Below are 14,525 nucleotides of genomic sequence, written 5' to 3' on the forward strand. Positions count from 1 at the left end.
ACGTACCGCGAGTTTAACGCTATTCCCGTGTTTCACGGATATTACCCCGAAGCCGGGTGGTTGTCCAAAGCGGCAGGCCGCCGTGGATCCGCCGGAAAATCCTCAAGCATCCGCTTCAGGTGGGAGCTTTCGATGCCCAGCACCTGGGCGCATTCCTGCGGCGTCAAAAACCCCCGTCTGTAAGCTTCGATCACTTTTCTTTTGTCCATGGCCTGTCCTCCAATGCCAAATGACCTTATGGTTACAAGTATTGGAAAATACAAGCTGGAATATACAGTCGGCTTTTGATGGCGAAGTATCTCGCAGTAGCAGATTCGGCATCGAATCTTGAATTCAGCCGGTCGCTCCGTTGCTCACGTAGGATTTACCTACGCTCCGCTACTCACTCCCTGGCTTCATCCAACCTTCTCGACCCTCAAAAGCCGAATTGGCCTTGACACTTTATGAATCTAAGCTTTCTTCCGATAAAAGAACGTTTCGGTCGCTTCCAGGCCGTATTGGCCCGGCGAAAAAATCTGCTCCGTGCTGCCGACGAACAAAACGCCGCCCGGGCGGAGTGCTCCGGAAAACTTATGGTAAAGGCTCTGTTTGGCCTCCTCCGTAAAATAAATCATCACGTTCCGGCAGACGATGAGGTCGAAACCTTCCTCAAACCGGTCCAGCAGCAGGTTTTGCTTCTTGAATGTCACGGCTTTCTTCAGTTTGGCGTCAAACCGGTACATCGCACCTTCCGGCGAAAAATAACGCTGCGCTACGTCCTTAGGCACATCCTTGAGCGAACGCTCCAGATACATTCCCTCCTGCGCTTTAGCCAGCGCTCCGTCGTCGATGTCCGAAGCCAGCAGGTAGGTGCGGGGCAACAGGCCCAAATCCGCCAATATCATTGTCAGCGTATACGGCTCTTCCCCTGTGGAGCAAGCGGCGCTCCACACCCGGAGCTTGCCTCCGTCGTTGGAGATCTCGGGCAAAATCTTGTCCCGCAGCACTTCCCAGCGGTTCGGATTACGCCAAAACTCCGAGACGTTGATCGTCATCTTGTCGAGAAATTCGTAAAAAAGCACCTTGTTTCCCATCATCGCCGCATAGAAATCAGCGAACGTTTGAAAGCCGTTTTTGTTGCGGAGTGTAGTCAAACGGCGCTTCATTTGCGCTTCCTTATACTGGGCCAGATCGATGCCCGTGCTCTTCTTGATGCTTTCAATAAAGCCGAGGTAATCCGGATCCGGTGCCGTATCTGCGTTGTCTGCCCGATCAAAATCGGGGATGATCCGGTTCATATCCATTGGCTTACACTTCTCGAATAATTAATGAGTTCTTGCGGGGCGAAAAAATTGGCGATCTCGCGTTCCGCGCTTGCTGCTCCGTCGGAACCATGGATCAGGTTAAACGGCGTATGGGCGGCAAAGTCGCCGCGAATCGTGCCGGGGAGCGCCTCCGTCACTTTCGTCTTGCCGATGACCATCCGGGATAATGCGATGATATCGTCGCCTTCCCACACCATGGCAAATACCGGCCCGGACGTAATAAAGCCGACCAGTTCATCAAAAAAAGGCTTTCCCTCGTGCTCCGCATAATGCTTTTTGGCTTGGGCTTCGGATACTTGCACCAGCTTGCCGGCGATCATTTGAAAGCCCTTATCCTCAAACCGGCTAATAATCCGGCCGACCAGACCGCGTTGTACCCCGTCCGGCTTAACCATCAAAAACGTTCGTTCCATGGGTTCCCTCCCGAATAATCGCATCGTCGTAGTGAACACTGCCTCGAAGAAGGCGGTTTCACCTGCATTTTACCAAAAAAAAGCGAAACCCGTAAAGCGTAAAGCTAAATAATTCGTGTTCAAAAAGTCAGGTTTCTAGCGCCAAGAACTACCGCTAATAGGAGCGTTTGTTGACAAAGTGCGCAATATCCTGCAAATGAGCCCGGGATTTATTGTCGGGAAGGCCGCTTAACGCGTCCAGCGCTTTCCGGATGAAGCGGTCAGCCAGTTCCTCGGCCCGGTGAATTCCCGGACTCGTCCGGATCATTTCGATGGCCCGGGACACGTCCCCGCTGCCGTCGCCCGCCTGAATGCCGCGGATTTCCCGCAGCAGCGGTTCCCGAAGCCCCGGCTCCTGCAGGGCGTAAAGGACCGGAAGCGTGATGTTTCCTTGCCGCATATCGCTGCCGGGCGGTTTGCCGATCACTTTTTCCGTGCCGAACAGATCAAGCAGATCATCCCGGATTTGAAAAGCCATTCCGACATTGTAACCATAACGATAAAGCGATAAGTTCACTTGGGCCGGGGCCTCGGCCGCCATCGCGCCAAGCTGGCAGCTGATGGCGATCAGCAGCGCGGTTTTGCGGCGGATGCGCAGCAAATAATTGCGGACGCTTTGCTCGGTATTGAAGAAATCGCGGATTTGCTCCATTTCCCCGATCGACATCTGCACCATCGCTTTGGCCAATGTCCGGTGTATGTATGGGTTGCCCAGCTGCGTAACCTGCATCAGCGCTTTGGCGTAAATATAATCTCCGGTATACATCGCGATCCGGTTGTCCCATTTCGACTTCACGGTCGGCTTCCCGCGCCGGGTTTCGGCATCGTCGATCACATCGTCATGAACGAGCGATGCGGAGTGGATCAGCTCCAGCGGAACGGCGATATATTGCAGCCGCTGCAGGTCGTAGTTGCCGAACTTGCCGCTGAGCAGCACGAACACCGGCCGCAGCCGCTTCCCTCCCGCCTTCAGCAGATGCAGGGACGTTTCGCTCAGGATGCCGTCATCGCCGTCGATGCTCCGGTACAACTGCTGCTCGATAAAATCCATATCCTTTTTGAGTGCGCCGAAAATATCCATCATCTTCATTTCTTCACCCGCGTCAACGAATTGTCACTCCATATCTCCATTTCCACCCGATGGTCAAGCAAGCCCATCTCGTAGGCGTACCTAAAATATAAAGCCAGGCCGGTCCGGCGCTGTTCGCTGAAATCATAACGGATATGGCTGCCGAAATACCGGGTCCAGTACTCCGGCGTTCCGCCGATTTCGCGGCAGGCCCGTGCGGCGAGCGGCGTCAAATCGCCCAGGCTTTTCCGTTTGCTCGCCTCAAACGCCTCGCATACCTCAGCCAGATATTCGCCGTTCGCTTCCGCAAACGTTTTTTGCACGGACCATACCGCAAAGGTCATTCCGTAACCGGTCCATTTTTTCCAGACTTCCCCTAAATCGGTCACGATATAACCGTGGTCCCGCCAGGAAGCCTCGATGGCATGGTCTCCGATCAGCAGGGCAGCGTCGCTCTCGGCCATCATGTCATCGAGAACGGGCTCGCTGTCCCAATAGGTCGGATGCCCGCCGTAAGCTTTTTCCATAATGATTTTGAGCAGGTTCACCGAAGTTGCCGACGTATTCGTCAGTGCGATCGTTCCGTTTGCAATCTGTTCCGGGGATTTACGCGAAAACAGCAAAATCGATTTGACCGGGCCGTCCGAGCTGACGGAAAGATCGGGAAGCAGCAAAAACCGCTCCGAACCGTAACCGAAGGCAAAAGAAGACACCGGGGATATATCCAGCGCGCCGCTTAGCATTTTGCGGTTCAGCGCCGAAGGCACCTCGGTGACCAGACGGCTGCTTTGCGGCAGGCGCGAAACGTCAAAATGATGAAACACGGGCCATACGTTGCTGTATTTGATTTTTCCGATGAGGATGTCGTTATTCTCCCGGTTGTTCATGGTCATCCCCCCATCTTTTGAACAAGGCATGCTCAATGCCCAAATTATCCAGCACTTTGCCGACCAAAAATTTAACCAGATCGTCGATCGTTTGCGGTCCAAAATAAAACGCCGGCATCGCCGGGATGATGCGTACGCCCAACCTGGCCAGCTTGAGCATATTTTCCAGATGGATCGCATGGAGCGGCGTTTCGCGCGGAACGAGCACGAGCGGCCGGCCTTCCTTCAGCATAACGTCCGCGGCCCGGGCCATTAAATTATCGGATGCGCCGCTGGCGATCGACGAGAGCGTCCCCATGGAACACGGCATCACGATCATGCCGTAAGTGAGAAAGGAGCCGCTGGCAATCGACGCGCCGATGTCGGCCACGTTGTGGTACACGAGCTTTCCGGGCAAATGCCCGAACTGCCCCTGCAGCGTTTCCTCCCGGCTGGCAGTAGTCCAGCCGAGTTCCTCCTTCAGCACACGCCAGCCCGCTCCCGAAACGACCAGGTGCACCGTAAATTCCATCCTCAGCAGCGTTTCGATCAGCGTGACGCCATATACCGAGCCGCTGGCCCCCGTGATCCCGACGACGATAGCCTTTTGTTTATCCATCAGTAATGCCGCACCACCAGATCAATCAAAGTAAAGGAAAAGACGACGATGCTCAGCACGCCGTTCATCGTAAAGAAAGCGGTTTGCAGCCGGCTGAGATCGCCCGGCGACACGATATGATGCTCGTAGAACAAAATCAAATAAGCGATGATCATGCCCGCGATATACCACCAGCCGAGATCGGTCATGAGCAGCAGGGCGATAAAGCCGAGCGCCGTGATGATATGGAAGGCCTGGGCGATTTTCAAGGACTTGGCGACGCCGAAGCGAACCGGGATCGAATGCAGCCCTTCCTTGATGTCGAACTCGATGTCTTGACAAGCGTAAATGACATCAAAGCCGGCAATCCAAAACGTGATCGTCACGAAAAATACCATGGCCGCCCAGTTCACCGTGCCGGTCACGGCCGCCCAGCCGCCGAGCGGCGCAAGCGCGATCGTCAGCCCAAGGACGATGTGGCAAAGCCAGGTGAAACGTTTGGTGAAGGAGTAAAACACGAGCATAAAGACCGCGATCGGCAGCAGCTTCAAAGCCAGCGGATTAAGCTCCGCGGCGGCCCAGAACAGCAGCACGAACGAAATGATGACGAAGACGACCACTTCCCCGATTTTCAAAAGCCCCGCGGGGATGGCCCGATTTTTCGTGCGCGGATTTTTGGCGTCGCTGACCCGGTCAATCAGCCGGTTCAGCCCCATCGCCGCGCTCCGGGCCCCGAACATCGCCAGCAGCACCCAGCCGATCTGGGACCAGGACGGAAGGTGGTGGTTCATCGTCTGGGACCCAAGCAGCGCGCCCATAAAGGCGAAAGGCAATGCGAATACCGTATGTTCGAATTTGATCATTTGCAGGAAAATTGCAAGTTTTCTAAACATGATGCGTCTCCTTTGTTCCAAGATGCAAGGCGGCAACCCCGCCGGTTAAAGGATACGCTTCGACCTTCGTTAAGCCGGTCTCCCGGAAAATTTGCGCGAGTTCCTCGCGGCCGGGAAATTGCATCAGGGACTCCGGCAGCCATTTGTACTGTTCGTAGCGATTGGCTACCAGCTTGCCCAGCATCGGAAGTACTTTTTGAAAGTAAACATAATAAATGCTCTTAAACGGCTGCCAGGTAGGCTTGGACGCCTCCAGACAAACGACCAGCCCGCCCGGCTTAACAACCCGTTTCATTTCCTGCAGCACCTGGCGCAGGTCCGGCACGTTGCGAAGGCCGAAGCCGATCGTGGCATAGTCAAACGAATCATCGGCAAACGGCAGTTCCATCGCATTGCCTTGAACGAGGTCAATCGTATGCTCCAAACGGCGCTCCTTAACTTTGCGGCGGCCGAATTCCAGCATATGTTCGCTGAAATCAAGCCCGGTGATCTTCCCGCCGCTCGTCTCGGCCATGCTGATCGTCCAGTCGCAAGTACCGCAGCACAGATCGATGGCCGTAGCCCCCGGCGGCATGTTCATCTTGGCCATCGTAAATTTGCGCCAAGCCTTATGACGTCCGAAGCTGATCAAATCGTTCATCATGTCGTATTTCGGCGCAATGTTCTCAAACACTTCATGTACGTATTGTTCCTTCGAGTCGGGTGACATCTGTCTCATCCATAATACCTACCCTTCTTGCACGGAACGGCGCGCCGGGGATGAAGCGGCGATAAAAGGCTCAAGGATCGCTTTCAGCTCGCTTTGCGCCGTTTCCGTCTTGCATTCATGAAGCAGCGCCTGGACGCGTTCCACCGATTGGCGAAGCATGGTCATCAGCTGTTCCTTCACGTTGTACTTGACGAGCAGAAGCGACCATTCCCGCTCCCCGACCTTCCGCTCGGCAACCGATTCAAGGTCCTCGGCGCCACCGGACTCCATGATTCGCAAAAAAGCGTACCCCTGGCGGTCCCGCGGAAGCTCGCCGCTCGCATTCATCTCGTCCAGCATCACTTCGCAGCGGCTTAATTCGGCGAGCAGCAGCCGCCATAAATTTTGCGCCGACTTGTCCAGCAGATGGGAGAAAGAAAGAAACAGCCCCATTTTGACATGGACGCATTCTTTCAAATACTCTTCCGCGGACAGCAGTTTTCGCTTGAGTTTGCTGTACAATTCGACCTTCAGGCGGTTCACCTCGCAGATCGCCGTACTCATGGACGAAACCATGCCGATTTCCCCGGCCTGGGCCAGCAGATCGTAAAACACGCCGCTGAAATAATCGCCCGCCAGCACTTTGAGCTGACGCGAACGCATGGTGGAGGTTTCCTTCCCCGAGCGTTCCTCCAAATCGATCAGGTCGTGCGTATCCATGCCGAGCTGCACGAGAAAAGCGGCAAGCGCGCAGGTTTCGGCCGCATCCGCCGCCTGGCTCTGCCGGTCGTTTAAAAAGGCATAAAGCAAACGAACACGGGGCACCGGGAATTCCGGAAGCGCCGTGTGTGCTGAGATCATGTCATAGGAGACGTATTTTTTTGCCAATTCTGTTATGCGATAAGGTTTCATCCTTTGCCTCCGTCCGAGCCGCTTGTTCTTTCCACGTTTCAAATTAAAAACAGGTCGCAATCTTGTATATTATATCACATGTTAATTCCCTGCGCACAGAGGTTGGATGCGTAAATCCCGCCAACCAGCTTAAGCGGCAATCCCGTCTTGGAAGCAAGCCGCCGGCGGAATGCGGCGGACGGTTAACGGACCGCCGGTTCGCGGAGGAAGCGCGACATCCACAGCTGCGTTTCCGTAACCTTTAGACGCTGCCTCAGGGCCTCGGACAGCTGACGGTCGCCCGTCTGCCGCAGTTCGGCCAAATCGGCCGTCCGCCAATCGCTGCGGCGGACATCGGCGGCGAGCAGCAAATATTTCGTGCCGAGCCAGCGGTCTTCGGCATACAGCCGCAGCAACAGTTGGTCGACGTTGCTCGTCCGCTCGAACGAAAACGCGAGCATTTCCGCTAGCCCTTGATAAATACGGTCGGCGCTGAAATCATCCTCGGTGACTTTAAGGTCTACGGATAAAATGCCTCCGGTCAAATCCACCTTGCCGAGCGGCACCGGAAGATCCAGTAAGGAGAGACCGTCCACCAAATTGTCGTTCGTTAATTCGGTCGGCTTCTGCCCGGCGAATACGGCGGCCGTATGCGAAGGCGTTCCGCTTCGTTCGCTTAACCACGAGACGGAAGCCAGCGCCGCCGCGCAGCCGAGCGTCAGCAGAGCCATTTTCATGAGCGGTGTATACTTCATGGGGCATCCCCCTTTGATTTGCTCGGCCATGCGGCACGAGGTTATCCGAGAACTCCTATACCCCATTGTACATAGAAAAAAAGCAGGCTATGCCTGCCGAAAGAAATTTCACTCTTCCGTATCGATCGTACCGTACTTCGTATAAACGATAGCCTTGCCCCGAATCTTCACCGCAGAGGTGTGATCCGTGAACTGGGCAATTAGCACTTCGCCCTTATCCAGTTTCTCGGTGTGGTGGAAGCGCGTATCTTTTCCCCGGGTCAGCCCGATTACGGTAACTCCCTGCTCCTTGGCTTTAATCACCCAATAATCCCCGCTGGCCGCGCCGTATTCATTTCCGCCTGCTTGCCCATGGTTATCCATATTTGCCGCGCCTCTCCCTTCAACTTATCTTTGTGCAATGCTTTGATTCATGTGAAAAGAAAAAGCCGTGAACGAGAAGCCCACGGTCTTTTTGTGCACGGAAGATATGTAGAAATCTTTATTTAATTCCGTCTTTGAGCGCTTTACCCGGCTTGAACGCAGGGATTTTGCTCGCAGGGATTTCGATTTCCTCTCCGGTTTGCGGGTTGCGGCCTTTACGCGCGGAACGTTCGCGGACTTCGAAGTTGCCGAAGCCTACCAGCTGAACTTTGTCTCCGTTCTGAAGCGCCGTAGAAATCGCTTCGAAAACAGCATCCACCGCCTTCGTCGCATCTTTCTTGGACAACTCCGTGCTTTCTGCTACTTGAGAAATCAAATCGGATTTGTTCATATTTGATTCACCTCCCACTGTAGGAAAATAATACCTCTTGCTATTTGTGTTTCCGTTTTACCGCAGAATATACGTAATTTTCGTATCCTATGCGTACAAATTCCCCTAAAAATGCCGAAATGGCACGCTCCAGGGGCATTCGGAACAAATTTATAGTAATACAGCCCATGCATAATTTCAAGTGATTTCAAGGCGCGAAGGCGAATTTTCCGTTAACGGCCGGCATTTTCTCCCATTTTACACGACAAAAAGCCTCTGAAGCATCCCGATTTGCGGTCTGACTTCAGAGGCTTTTTTCGAAAACAAGGTCATTTTCCGAGCCACATCTGCTCCATCTGTTCCAGTGATCTCCCCTTGGTTTCGGGAACCTTTCGCCATATGAAGATCACGACAAAAAGCGAGATGGCCCCGAATGTCCAGAAGGTAGCGGATGGACCCGCTGAACTAAGTAGGGGCGGGAACAACTGGGATACCAGATAGTCGCCGGCCCACAATGCCATCGAAGCGATGGCGACCGCTTTGCCGCGAATGCGGTTCGGAAAAATCTCCGAGATCATCACCCATACGATCGGCCCAAGCGAGATAGCGTAGGCGGCCACGTAGATCAAAATCATGATCAGCACAAGCGGTCCGGCGGTCAAATCCATTTTGAATGCGGCTCCTATAATGATCAGGCACAAAGTCATTAACGAGGTGCCGATCATCAGCAGGACTTTTCGTCCCGCTTTGTCGATCAGCCATACGGATACGATGGTGAACAACACATTGATCAACCCGATCCAGATGGTCTGGGTCAAGGAGGCATCCGTACCGAGTCCCATTCCTTTAAAAATAACCGGCGCGTAATACAAAATGGCGTTAATGCCGGTAATATGCTGCATAATGGCGAGCATAACACCGATAAAAAGAGCGGCCCGAATCCCGGGAGCAAACAATTGTTTGAATGAATCGCTTTCACTTTTGAACGATTCCTTGATTTCAAGCACTTCCTGTTTAGCGGCTTCTTCACCGTGAATTTTCAGCAGAATCGGCAGCGCTTCATAGGGCCGGTTCCGTTTGATAAGCCATCTCGGGCTTTCAGGGATGAAGAACATCAGGAGCATAAAGATCAGTCCCGGGACGGCTCCCACGCCAAACATCCAGCGCCAAGCCGTTGCCACGCCCCAGGCTTCGTCCCCCAGGCTGACGATCCACGAATTCTGAAAATAAACGAGGAAAATGCCCGTTACGATCGCCAGCTGATTTAAAGCGACCAAACGGCCCCGGTATTTGGCGGGAGCGATCTCCGCGTTGTACACCGGGCAAATGGTGGAGGTGATGCCTATGCCGACGCCGCCGATCATGCGAAAGATAATATACCCGGTAAATGTGTCTTGAAGCGCCGAGCCGATCGAGCCCACGACGAACAAAAATCCGGCGGCCAGCAATACCTTTTTTCTGCCGATCTTTTCGCTCAGATAACCGGACAAAGCCGCTCCCGTGACACTCCCGACAATCAGGCTTGACACCGCCCAGCCCACCTGAAACTCATTCAGCGAAAAACGCTGCTGCAGGAAGTCAATGGCTCCCGAAACAACCGCGATATCAAACCCGAACAGGATGCCTCCGAGCGCGGCTACGATGGATACCAGCGTAACAAAAAGCATATTCGGTTTTTCAGGTTGAAGCGCTTTCTGCCCAGCGCTTTCAGACTTAATGACTACTGCCATTTTATCTCTCCCCTCCCGATTTCTAAACGAGGTTGTTCAAAAAGCCATCTTTTGATCACGAAGCAGGCCAAGAAGCGGATTCGGCATCGAATCTTGAATTCAGCCGGGCCTTCCGTTGCTCACGTAGGCTCCTCCTACGCTCCGCTACTCAGTCCCTAGCTTCATCCAACCTTCTCGGTGCTGAAAACCTGACTTTTTGAACTCACATTAAAACCTCAGTCCGTTCTTCAAGGAAAAGTTTAGCATGCGCTTAGGTAAGGAAGAGGGGATATCGTCTGCACTATACAGACCTTTTCATGTACGATTTTGGCTATGACTCCGGAATTGCAGACGCAGAGGCTGAACCTAGCATTACTTTCACACTCGAGCTTAAAAAAATCCATGCCGGCGGCCGGCATGGATGCATCAGTTCACTGCTGTTGGGCTTTGAATTCGGTAGGCGGGACGCCAGTAATCTTCTTAAACACGCGGCTAAAATAGTTTGGGTCCTTATAACCTACATCAAAGCAGACTTCCTTAAGGGTAAGGCTGCCGGCCTGAATCAGCGAAATAGCTTTATCAATTCGCAGCCGGGTTACGAAGTCGATGAACGTTTCCCCGTATTCCTGTTTAAAAATTTTGCTGAAGTAATGAGGATTCAAATGGACGAAATCAGCCACTTCTTCCAGCGAAAGATCACCGGTGAACCGTTCCTCGATATACATTTTCGCTCTGCCCAGTACAGTCACTGTTTGGACCTCCCGCTGTTCACGCAACCGTTGCAGCGCCGACATGACATAGGTCTGCTGATGGATTCCTTTCGCCGCTTTGACGGGAAACAAAGATGCGTTTCCGGCCTCTGACGGCTGCAGTTCGGCAAAGTGGCAGTAACCCTCGCCTTGCTTGTGCAGGGTGGAGGCAAAAACGGCTTCGAAATAGGACTTTCGGAACCCTTCCTCGCCGCTATGCAGCGATCCGATGCCAACGGCTGTCTGTATGCCAAACTGCTGCCGGGCAAGCTCGAGGAGCTGCTGGACAAGGCGCTCGACCAACTGCCGCCAGCCATTTTCGCCGGTGGCAGGCGGCTTTCGTAAAAAAATGGCGATATGATGGTCGATCAAGGAGCTTATAAGGGAATTCGGGCCGTGTGTTTTTACATAGCTGCGGAAATGATCGTAAATTTTCTTTTTGTCCTGCTCGTCCGTATAGCTGTCAAAGGCGGCAACAATAGCGCTTCCCCGGTCAAGCGGAAAGTCCAGCCATTCCGACAACTGGGAAACGCTGGAGTCCGCCGTCTGGTCGACCATAAGCATTAAAGCCAACTCGTTTTCCGCGAGCGGCAGCAGCTGTGAGACTTTGTGCCTAAGCTCCAATTTTTCTTTACGTTCCTGCTTCTCGCGCTCGATTTCCTCAATCAGCCGTTTTAGCGTACCGATGACTATTTCTCGCTTCGCCGGCTTCAGGATATATTCCTTAACGCCCAAAGAGAGCGCCTCCCGGGCATAGGCAAAATAATCATAGGCGGTGACGAGCACGAAGTGGGTACCCGGAAGAATCTCCTTTAATTCTCGAAGCGCTTCAAGCCCGCCGATTCCGGGCATATTGATATCCAGCAGGGCAATATGGGGACGGTATTCTTCCGCGCATTCGATCGCCAAGCGGCCATTGCCGGCATGAATAAACCGGAATACCCCCGGCATGGCCCGTTCCACGGTCAATTCCAGCCCCTCCCTTTCCAAGGCCTCGTCATCCGCGATCAACAACCGATACATCAGTCCGCTCACTCTCCTTTTTGGCCGGAATCCGTATTGTTATGGCCGTTCCTTGTCCGGCATGACTGCTGATTTCAACCATTCCTTCCTTTCCGTAGAACAACTGCAGCCGCTTAAACACGTTTTGCATTCCCAGTCCCGTTGAACTGCCGCTTTCGGCTCCGCCTTCGAGACGGAGCACGGACAAGCGGGTTTCCTCCGGCATGCCCTTTCCGTTGTCCGAAATTTCAATTTGCACCTCCGCCCCCGCTCTCGATAACGCCAGCGTGATGACGGCTCCGGCCTCCATATCCTTTACACCGTGAAGAAAAGCGTTCTCAATGAGCGGCTGGATCGTCAGGGCCGGAATTTGCTGCTGCAGCACGGAAGCGTCATAGTGAAAATCAAAGCGAATTCTGTCCCGGAAGCGCGCCTGCTGGATGGTTACGTATTCGCGGATATGATCCAGTTCCTCCTTGAGAGTAACGGGCTTGTCCAGCTTTTGCAGACTGTACCGAAGCAGATTGGACAGTGAAACGATCAGGTCGCTGGTCTTCTCCGCCCCTTCCAGGATCGCCAGTTGTGAGAGCACATTTAAGGTATTGAACAAAAAGTGCGGATTAATTTGATTTTGCAGAGCTCTTAGCTCCAACTCCTTCACAAGCCGCCGCATTTCCAGACTCTGTTTGTCCTTCTCGATGAGGATGCTCAAATCGGCGGACATTTGCAAAATGGCGTCCGACAATACGCCCAATTCGTCACCCCGCCGCGGCTGGGGCTGGATATTCAGATCGCCTGTGGCGATCCGTTTCGCCAGTCCGACAAGCCGGCCGACAGGGCCGGTAATGCTGCGCGAGACCCAGATTGCAAGCATTCCCCCCATCAGTGCGTTCATGCCGAACAACGCCGCTCCAAGCCCGTTCATTCGCTCATTCTGCTTGCGGATGTTCTCAATAATCGGCCGGTAATAAGCCAGTTCGGCATCGATCAGCCGCTGTCCCTCCTCGTGGATATAGCCGACGGTTTTCTCCGCTTCAATATAGTGTTCAAAAGCCGCCCCGGGATCCTGCGTATTTGCGTCCGCAACTGCGGCTTGTTTCTGTTCGAGAAATGTGGCCAGCAAATTTATGTAATCCTCCTCGGAGAAAGAAGAATCGGCCGTACCGGAGACCTCCTGGATTCTGCCTTTCAACTGCATCAGTTGCCGTTCTGCCGAGCCTTGTACAGCCTTATCGTCGCTCGGGTTAAGCAAAAAAGCGTATAGGAGCTTTAAGTTGCTCCCCGCCGCTTCCGAGGTTTGCTCGATGAGCAAAATGCGGCCAAGCATTTCGTCGTAGCTCTGTTGTACGACCTTTCCGCTTTGAAAAACAAAATAAGCGATGAAATTGGCGAACACAACCAGGAGCGGGATGAACAGAAGCAGCTTCATTCTGATCGTCATCGTCCGATATCTCCGGCTGCGTTGTCGGAAGAATCCGCATGTACTTCATACACCCTGGTGTATGTTAATTCCTGGGGTTCATCCCCCTCTAAATAATCATTTAGCCGTTTTATGGCCATTGCCCCCATTTCCACGGGCTGCTGGACAATCGTCAGTTCGATTTGGTTATCTCCGACGGCTTTCAGCGTCTCGGCCATATCGTCGAAAGCGAAAATATGCAGATTCCTCGAGCCGATCCGCTCTGAGGCTTCCAGAATACCAGGGCCGTCCAACGCGCTGAATCCAACCATGTAGCGGATCTCCGGATAGCGTATGAGCATGTTCTGAGCTTGCTGGGTTGCCTGAAGCCGCGAAATGTCCGAGGAGCGGATCTCCACAATGCGCAGCCCGGGATAACGGCCGATTACGGAACGAAAGCCGGCAAGCCTGAGCCGCTGGTTCTCGACGCGCTCGTTGCTGATCACAACTCCAATATCGCCACGCTCCCCGGAAGCCTTTGCCACCAGCTCGCCCATCCGCCTTCCGGCTCCTTCGTTATCCGTTCCAACGTAAGCCAGCCTTCGGGAGTCCGGCTCATCCGTATCGATCGTGATGACAGGTATGCCAAGTCCCGCCGCTTTGTCGATTAATCGGCGATACTCCGGATCATTTATGCCTTGAACCAGGATGGCATCCGCCTTGGCGGCGATCGCTTTATCCAGCAGTTTGATCTGCTCGGACGGATTAATGCGGCCCGGTCCGATATAATCGAGCCGCATCCCGAACTGTTCCGCTTCCTTTCGGGCTCCTTGTTCGATGGATCGCCAGAAAAAATTGTCCAATTCCTGCGATACCAAGACCACTTTTATTTCCGAACCTCCGCCTTTGGGTGAAACCGCCTTCAATTGTTCGGCAAATTGGTGAATTTGCAGAGAAGACAACGCGAATTGCAACAGCAGCCAGGCAAATGGCAGGAAGACGGAGATCAGGATAAATGTCCATTTACGGTTTGACATGTCTTGCTCCTTTGGAAATTATAGGCTCAATTCATTATATAAGTTTAATATATAAACACCTGTCGCGATATAAAAAAATCCTTATTATCCCAATTTTCGCGGAATGAAAACCCACTTAAAAGCAGGTGGAGCATGGAAGCGTCAACGATAAAGAGGCCGTCCCGATCCGCCGAAGTCGGCGCATCTACCTTTTGCACCATAGCCGTTTCGAGCAGCGCCACAAATCGACACCAGCTGAGGGGGCTGTCTAAAGGGTTCGTGTCTTGGTGTCCCTGCCTGCTGCTTGCCTTTGCACGATTATCCCTTTCGTTCAGAGAGCAGGGGGGGCTAGAGCAAGGGTTCCAAAAAAAGAGAGAAGAAGCAAAGATGAGGAAAAAATG

Annotated in this window: 16 protein-coding genes; all 16 read right to left on the reverse strand. The window is 53.4% G+C overall.

What is annotated here, in order from left to right; all coding sequences use genetic code 11:
* Positions 1 to 41: 41 nt before the first annotated feature.
* The 16 genes from ACLD72_RS25280 to ACLD72_RS25355 all read right to left on the reverse strand — a co-directional run bounded on the left by ACLD72_RS25280 (position 42) and on the right by ACLD72_RS25355 (position 14,145).
* A complete protein-coding gene (locus ACLD72_RS25280) occupies positions 42 to 209 on the reverse strand; it encodes a hypothetical protein (RefSeq protein ID WP_411001382.1) in 168 nt (55 codons plus the stop codon).
* 240 nt (positions 210 to 449) lie between these two features.
* On the reverse strand, positions 450 to 1,283 hold the full coding sequence (locus ACLD72_RS25285; RefSeq protein ID WP_411001381.1) for a CheR family methyltransferase: 834 nt from the start codon (positions 1,281 to 1,283) through the stop codon (positions 450 to 452).
* Positions 1,274 to 1,717, reverse strand: coding sequence for a nucleoside-diphosphate kinase (gene ndk, locus ACLD72_RS25290; protein WP_251586408.1), 444 nt, complete (start codon positions 1,715 to 1,717; stop codon positions 1,274 to 1,276). Before ndk ends, ACLD72_RS25285 begins: the two co-directional genes overlap by 10 nt.
* A gap of 154 nt (positions 1,718 to 1,871) precedes the next feature.
* Entirely contained in the window at positions 1,872 to 2,846 is a 975-nt protein-coding gene (locus ACLD72_RS25295) for a polyprenyl synthetase family protein (RefSeq protein WP_251586410.1), read from the reverse strand.
* Entirely contained in the window at positions 2,843 to 3,712 is an 870-nt protein-coding gene (locus ACLD72_RS25300) for a menaquinone biosynthesis protein (RefSeq protein WP_411001380.1), read from the reverse strand. Before ACLD72_RS25300 ends, ACLD72_RS25295 begins: the two co-directional genes overlap by 4 nt.
* Positions 3,693 to 4,310 (reverse strand): UbiX family flavin prenyltransferase, encoded by a 618-nt coding sequence (locus ACLD72_RS25305; protein ID WP_411001379.1) that lies wholly within the window; start codon positions 4,308 to 4,310, stop codon positions 3,693 to 3,695. Before ACLD72_RS25305 ends, ACLD72_RS25300 begins: the two co-directional genes overlap by 20 nt.
* The gene (locus tag ACLD72_RS25310; protein ID WP_411001378.1) at positions 4,310 to 5,182 is read right to left on the reverse strand and encodes a UbiA-like polyprenyltransferase; all 873 of its coding nucleotides are present in this window, start codon (positions 5,180 to 5,182) and stop codon (positions 4,310 to 4,312) included. Before ACLD72_RS25310 ends, ACLD72_RS25305 begins: the two co-directional genes overlap by 1 nt.
* Positions 5,175 to 5,900, reverse strand: coding sequence for a demethylmenaquinone methyltransferase (locus ACLD72_RS25315; protein ID WP_411001376.1), 726 nt, complete (start codon positions 5,898 to 5,900; stop codon positions 5,175 to 5,177). The genes ACLD72_RS25310 and ACLD72_RS25315 overlap by 8 nt, the downstream gene beginning before the upstream one ends.
* 9 nt (positions 5,901 to 5,909) lie before the next feature.
* Positions 5,910 to 6,782 (reverse strand): heptaprenyl diphosphate synthase component 1, encoded by an 873-nt coding sequence (locus ACLD72_RS25320; protein ID WP_411001375.1) that lies wholly within the window; start codon positions 6,780 to 6,782, stop codon positions 5,910 to 5,912.
* 182 nt (positions 6,783 to 6,964) lie between these two features.
* On the reverse strand, positions 6,965 to 7,516 hold the full coding sequence (locus ACLD72_RS25325) for a hypothetical protein (RefSeq protein WP_411001373.1): 552 nt from the start codon (positions 7,514 to 7,516) through the stop codon (positions 6,965 to 6,967).
* Positions 7,517 to 7,624: 108 nt separating this feature from the next.
* On the reverse strand, positions 7,625 to 7,879 hold the full coding sequence (gene mtrB / locus ACLD72_RS25330; RefSeq protein ID WP_251586421.1) for a trp RNA-binding attenuation protein MtrB: 255 nt from the start codon (positions 7,877 to 7,879) through the stop codon (positions 7,625 to 7,627).
* A gap of 118 nt (positions 7,880 to 7,997) precedes the next feature.
* Positions 7,998 to 8,270, reverse strand: coding sequence for an HU family DNA-binding protein (locus tag ACLD72_RS25335; protein WP_036621920.1), 273 nt, complete (start codon positions 8,268 to 8,270; stop codon positions 7,998 to 8,000).
* A 308-nt stretch (positions 8,271 to 8,578) separates the two neighbouring features.
* Positions 8,579 to 9,979: a sugar porter family MFS transporter gene (locus ACLD72_RS25340; protein WP_411001371.1), complete on the reverse strand. Its 1,401-nt coding sequence runs from the start codon at positions 9,977 to 9,979 to the stop codon at positions 8,579 to 8,581.
* Between the two features lie 410 nt (positions 9,980 to 10,389).
* Positions 10,390 to 11,730 carry an AraC family transcriptional regulator gene (locus tag ACLD72_RS25345; RefSeq protein ID WP_411001369.1) on the reverse strand — a complete coding sequence of 447 codons (1,341 nt, stop codon included), beginning with the start codon at positions 11,728 to 11,730 and terminating at the stop codon, positions 10,390 to 10,392.
* Positions 11,705 to 13,150, reverse strand: a complete 1,446-nt coding sequence (locus tag ACLD72_RS25350; protein ID WP_411001367.1) for a sensor histidine kinase — start codon at positions 13,148 to 13,150, stop codon at positions 11,705 to 11,707. The genes ACLD72_RS25345 and ACLD72_RS25350 overlap by 26 nt, the downstream gene beginning before the upstream one ends.
* On the reverse strand, positions 13,147 to 14,145 hold the full coding sequence (locus ACLD72_RS25355; protein WP_411001365.1) for a substrate-binding domain-containing protein: 999 nt from the start codon (positions 14,143 to 14,145) through the stop codon (positions 13,147 to 13,149). Before ACLD72_RS25355 ends, ACLD72_RS25350 begins: the two co-directional genes overlap by 4 nt.
* Positions 14,146 to 14,525 lie beyond the last annotated feature (380 nt).

It is taken from the genome of Paenibacillus lacisediminis, assembly GCF_046567315.2.

What these genes read in the sequence shown, in the direction of transcription:
- ACLD72_RS25280 (WP_411001382.1), bottom strand. Translation starts at nt 209, where the DNA reads ATGGACAAAAGAAAAGTGATCGAAGCTTACAGACGGGGGTTTTTGACG.
- ACLD72_RS25285 (WP_411001381.1), bottom strand. Translation starts at nt 1,283, where the DNA reads ATGGATATGAACCGGATCATCCCCGATTTTGATCGGGCAGACAACGCA.
- ndk (WP_251586408.1), bottom strand. Translation starts at nt 1,717, where the DNA reads ATGGAACGAACGTTTTTGATGGTTAAGCCGGACGGGGTACAACGCGGT.
- ACLD72_RS25295 (WP_251586410.1), bottom strand. Translation starts at nt 2,846, where the DNA reads ATGAAGATGATGGATATTTTCGGCGCACTCAAAAAGGATATGGATTTT.
- ACLD72_RS25300 (WP_411001380.1), bottom strand. Translation starts at nt 3,712, where the DNA reads ATGAACAACCGGGAGAATAACGACATCCTCATCGGAAAAATCAAATAC.
- ACLD72_RS25305 (WP_411001379.1), bottom strand. Translation starts at nt 4,310, where the DNA reads ATGGATAAACAAAAGGCTATCGTCGTCGGGATCACGGGGGCCAGCGGC.
- ACLD72_RS25310 (WP_411001378.1), bottom strand. Translation starts at nt 5,182, where the DNA reads ATGTTTAGAAAACTTGCAATTTTCCTGCAAATGATCAAATTCGAACAT.
- ACLD72_RS25315 (WP_411001376.1), bottom strand. Translation starts at nt 5,900, where the DNA reads ATGAGACAGATGTCACCCGACTCGAAGGAACAATACGTACATGAAGTG.
- ACLD72_RS25320 (WP_411001375.1), bottom strand. Translation starts at nt 6,782, where the DNA reads ATGAAACCTTATCGCATAACAGAATTGGCAAAAAAATACGTCTCCTAT.
- ACLD72_RS25325 (WP_411001373.1), bottom strand. Translation starts at nt 7,516, where the DNA reads ATGAAGTATACACCGCTCATGAAAATGGCTCTGCTGACGCTCGGCTGC.
- mtrB (WP_251586421.1), bottom strand. Translation starts at nt 7,879, where the DNA reads ATGGATAACCATGGGCAAGCAGGCGGAAATGAATACGGCGCGGCCAGC.
- ACLD72_RS25335 (WP_036621920.1), bottom strand. Translation starts at nt 8,270, where the DNA reads ATGAACAAATCCGATTTGATTTCTCAAGTAGCAGAAAGCACGGAGTTG.
- ACLD72_RS25340 (WP_411001371.1), bottom strand. Translation starts at nt 9,979, where the DNA reads ATGGCAGTAGTCATTAAGTCTGAAAGCGCTGGGCAGAAAGCGCTTCAA.
- ACLD72_RS25345 (WP_411001369.1), bottom strand. Translation starts at nt 11,730, where the DNA reads ATGTATCGGTTGTTGATCGCGGATGACGAGGCCTTGGAAAGGGAGGGG.
- ACLD72_RS25350 (WP_411001367.1), bottom strand. Translation starts at nt 13,150, where the DNA reads ATGACGATCAGAATGAAGCTGCTTCTGTTCATCCCGCTCCTGGTTGTG.
- ACLD72_RS25355 (WP_411001365.1), bottom strand. Translation starts at nt 14,145, where the DNA reads ATGTCAAACCGTAAATGGACATTTATCCTGATCTCCGTCTTCCTGCCA.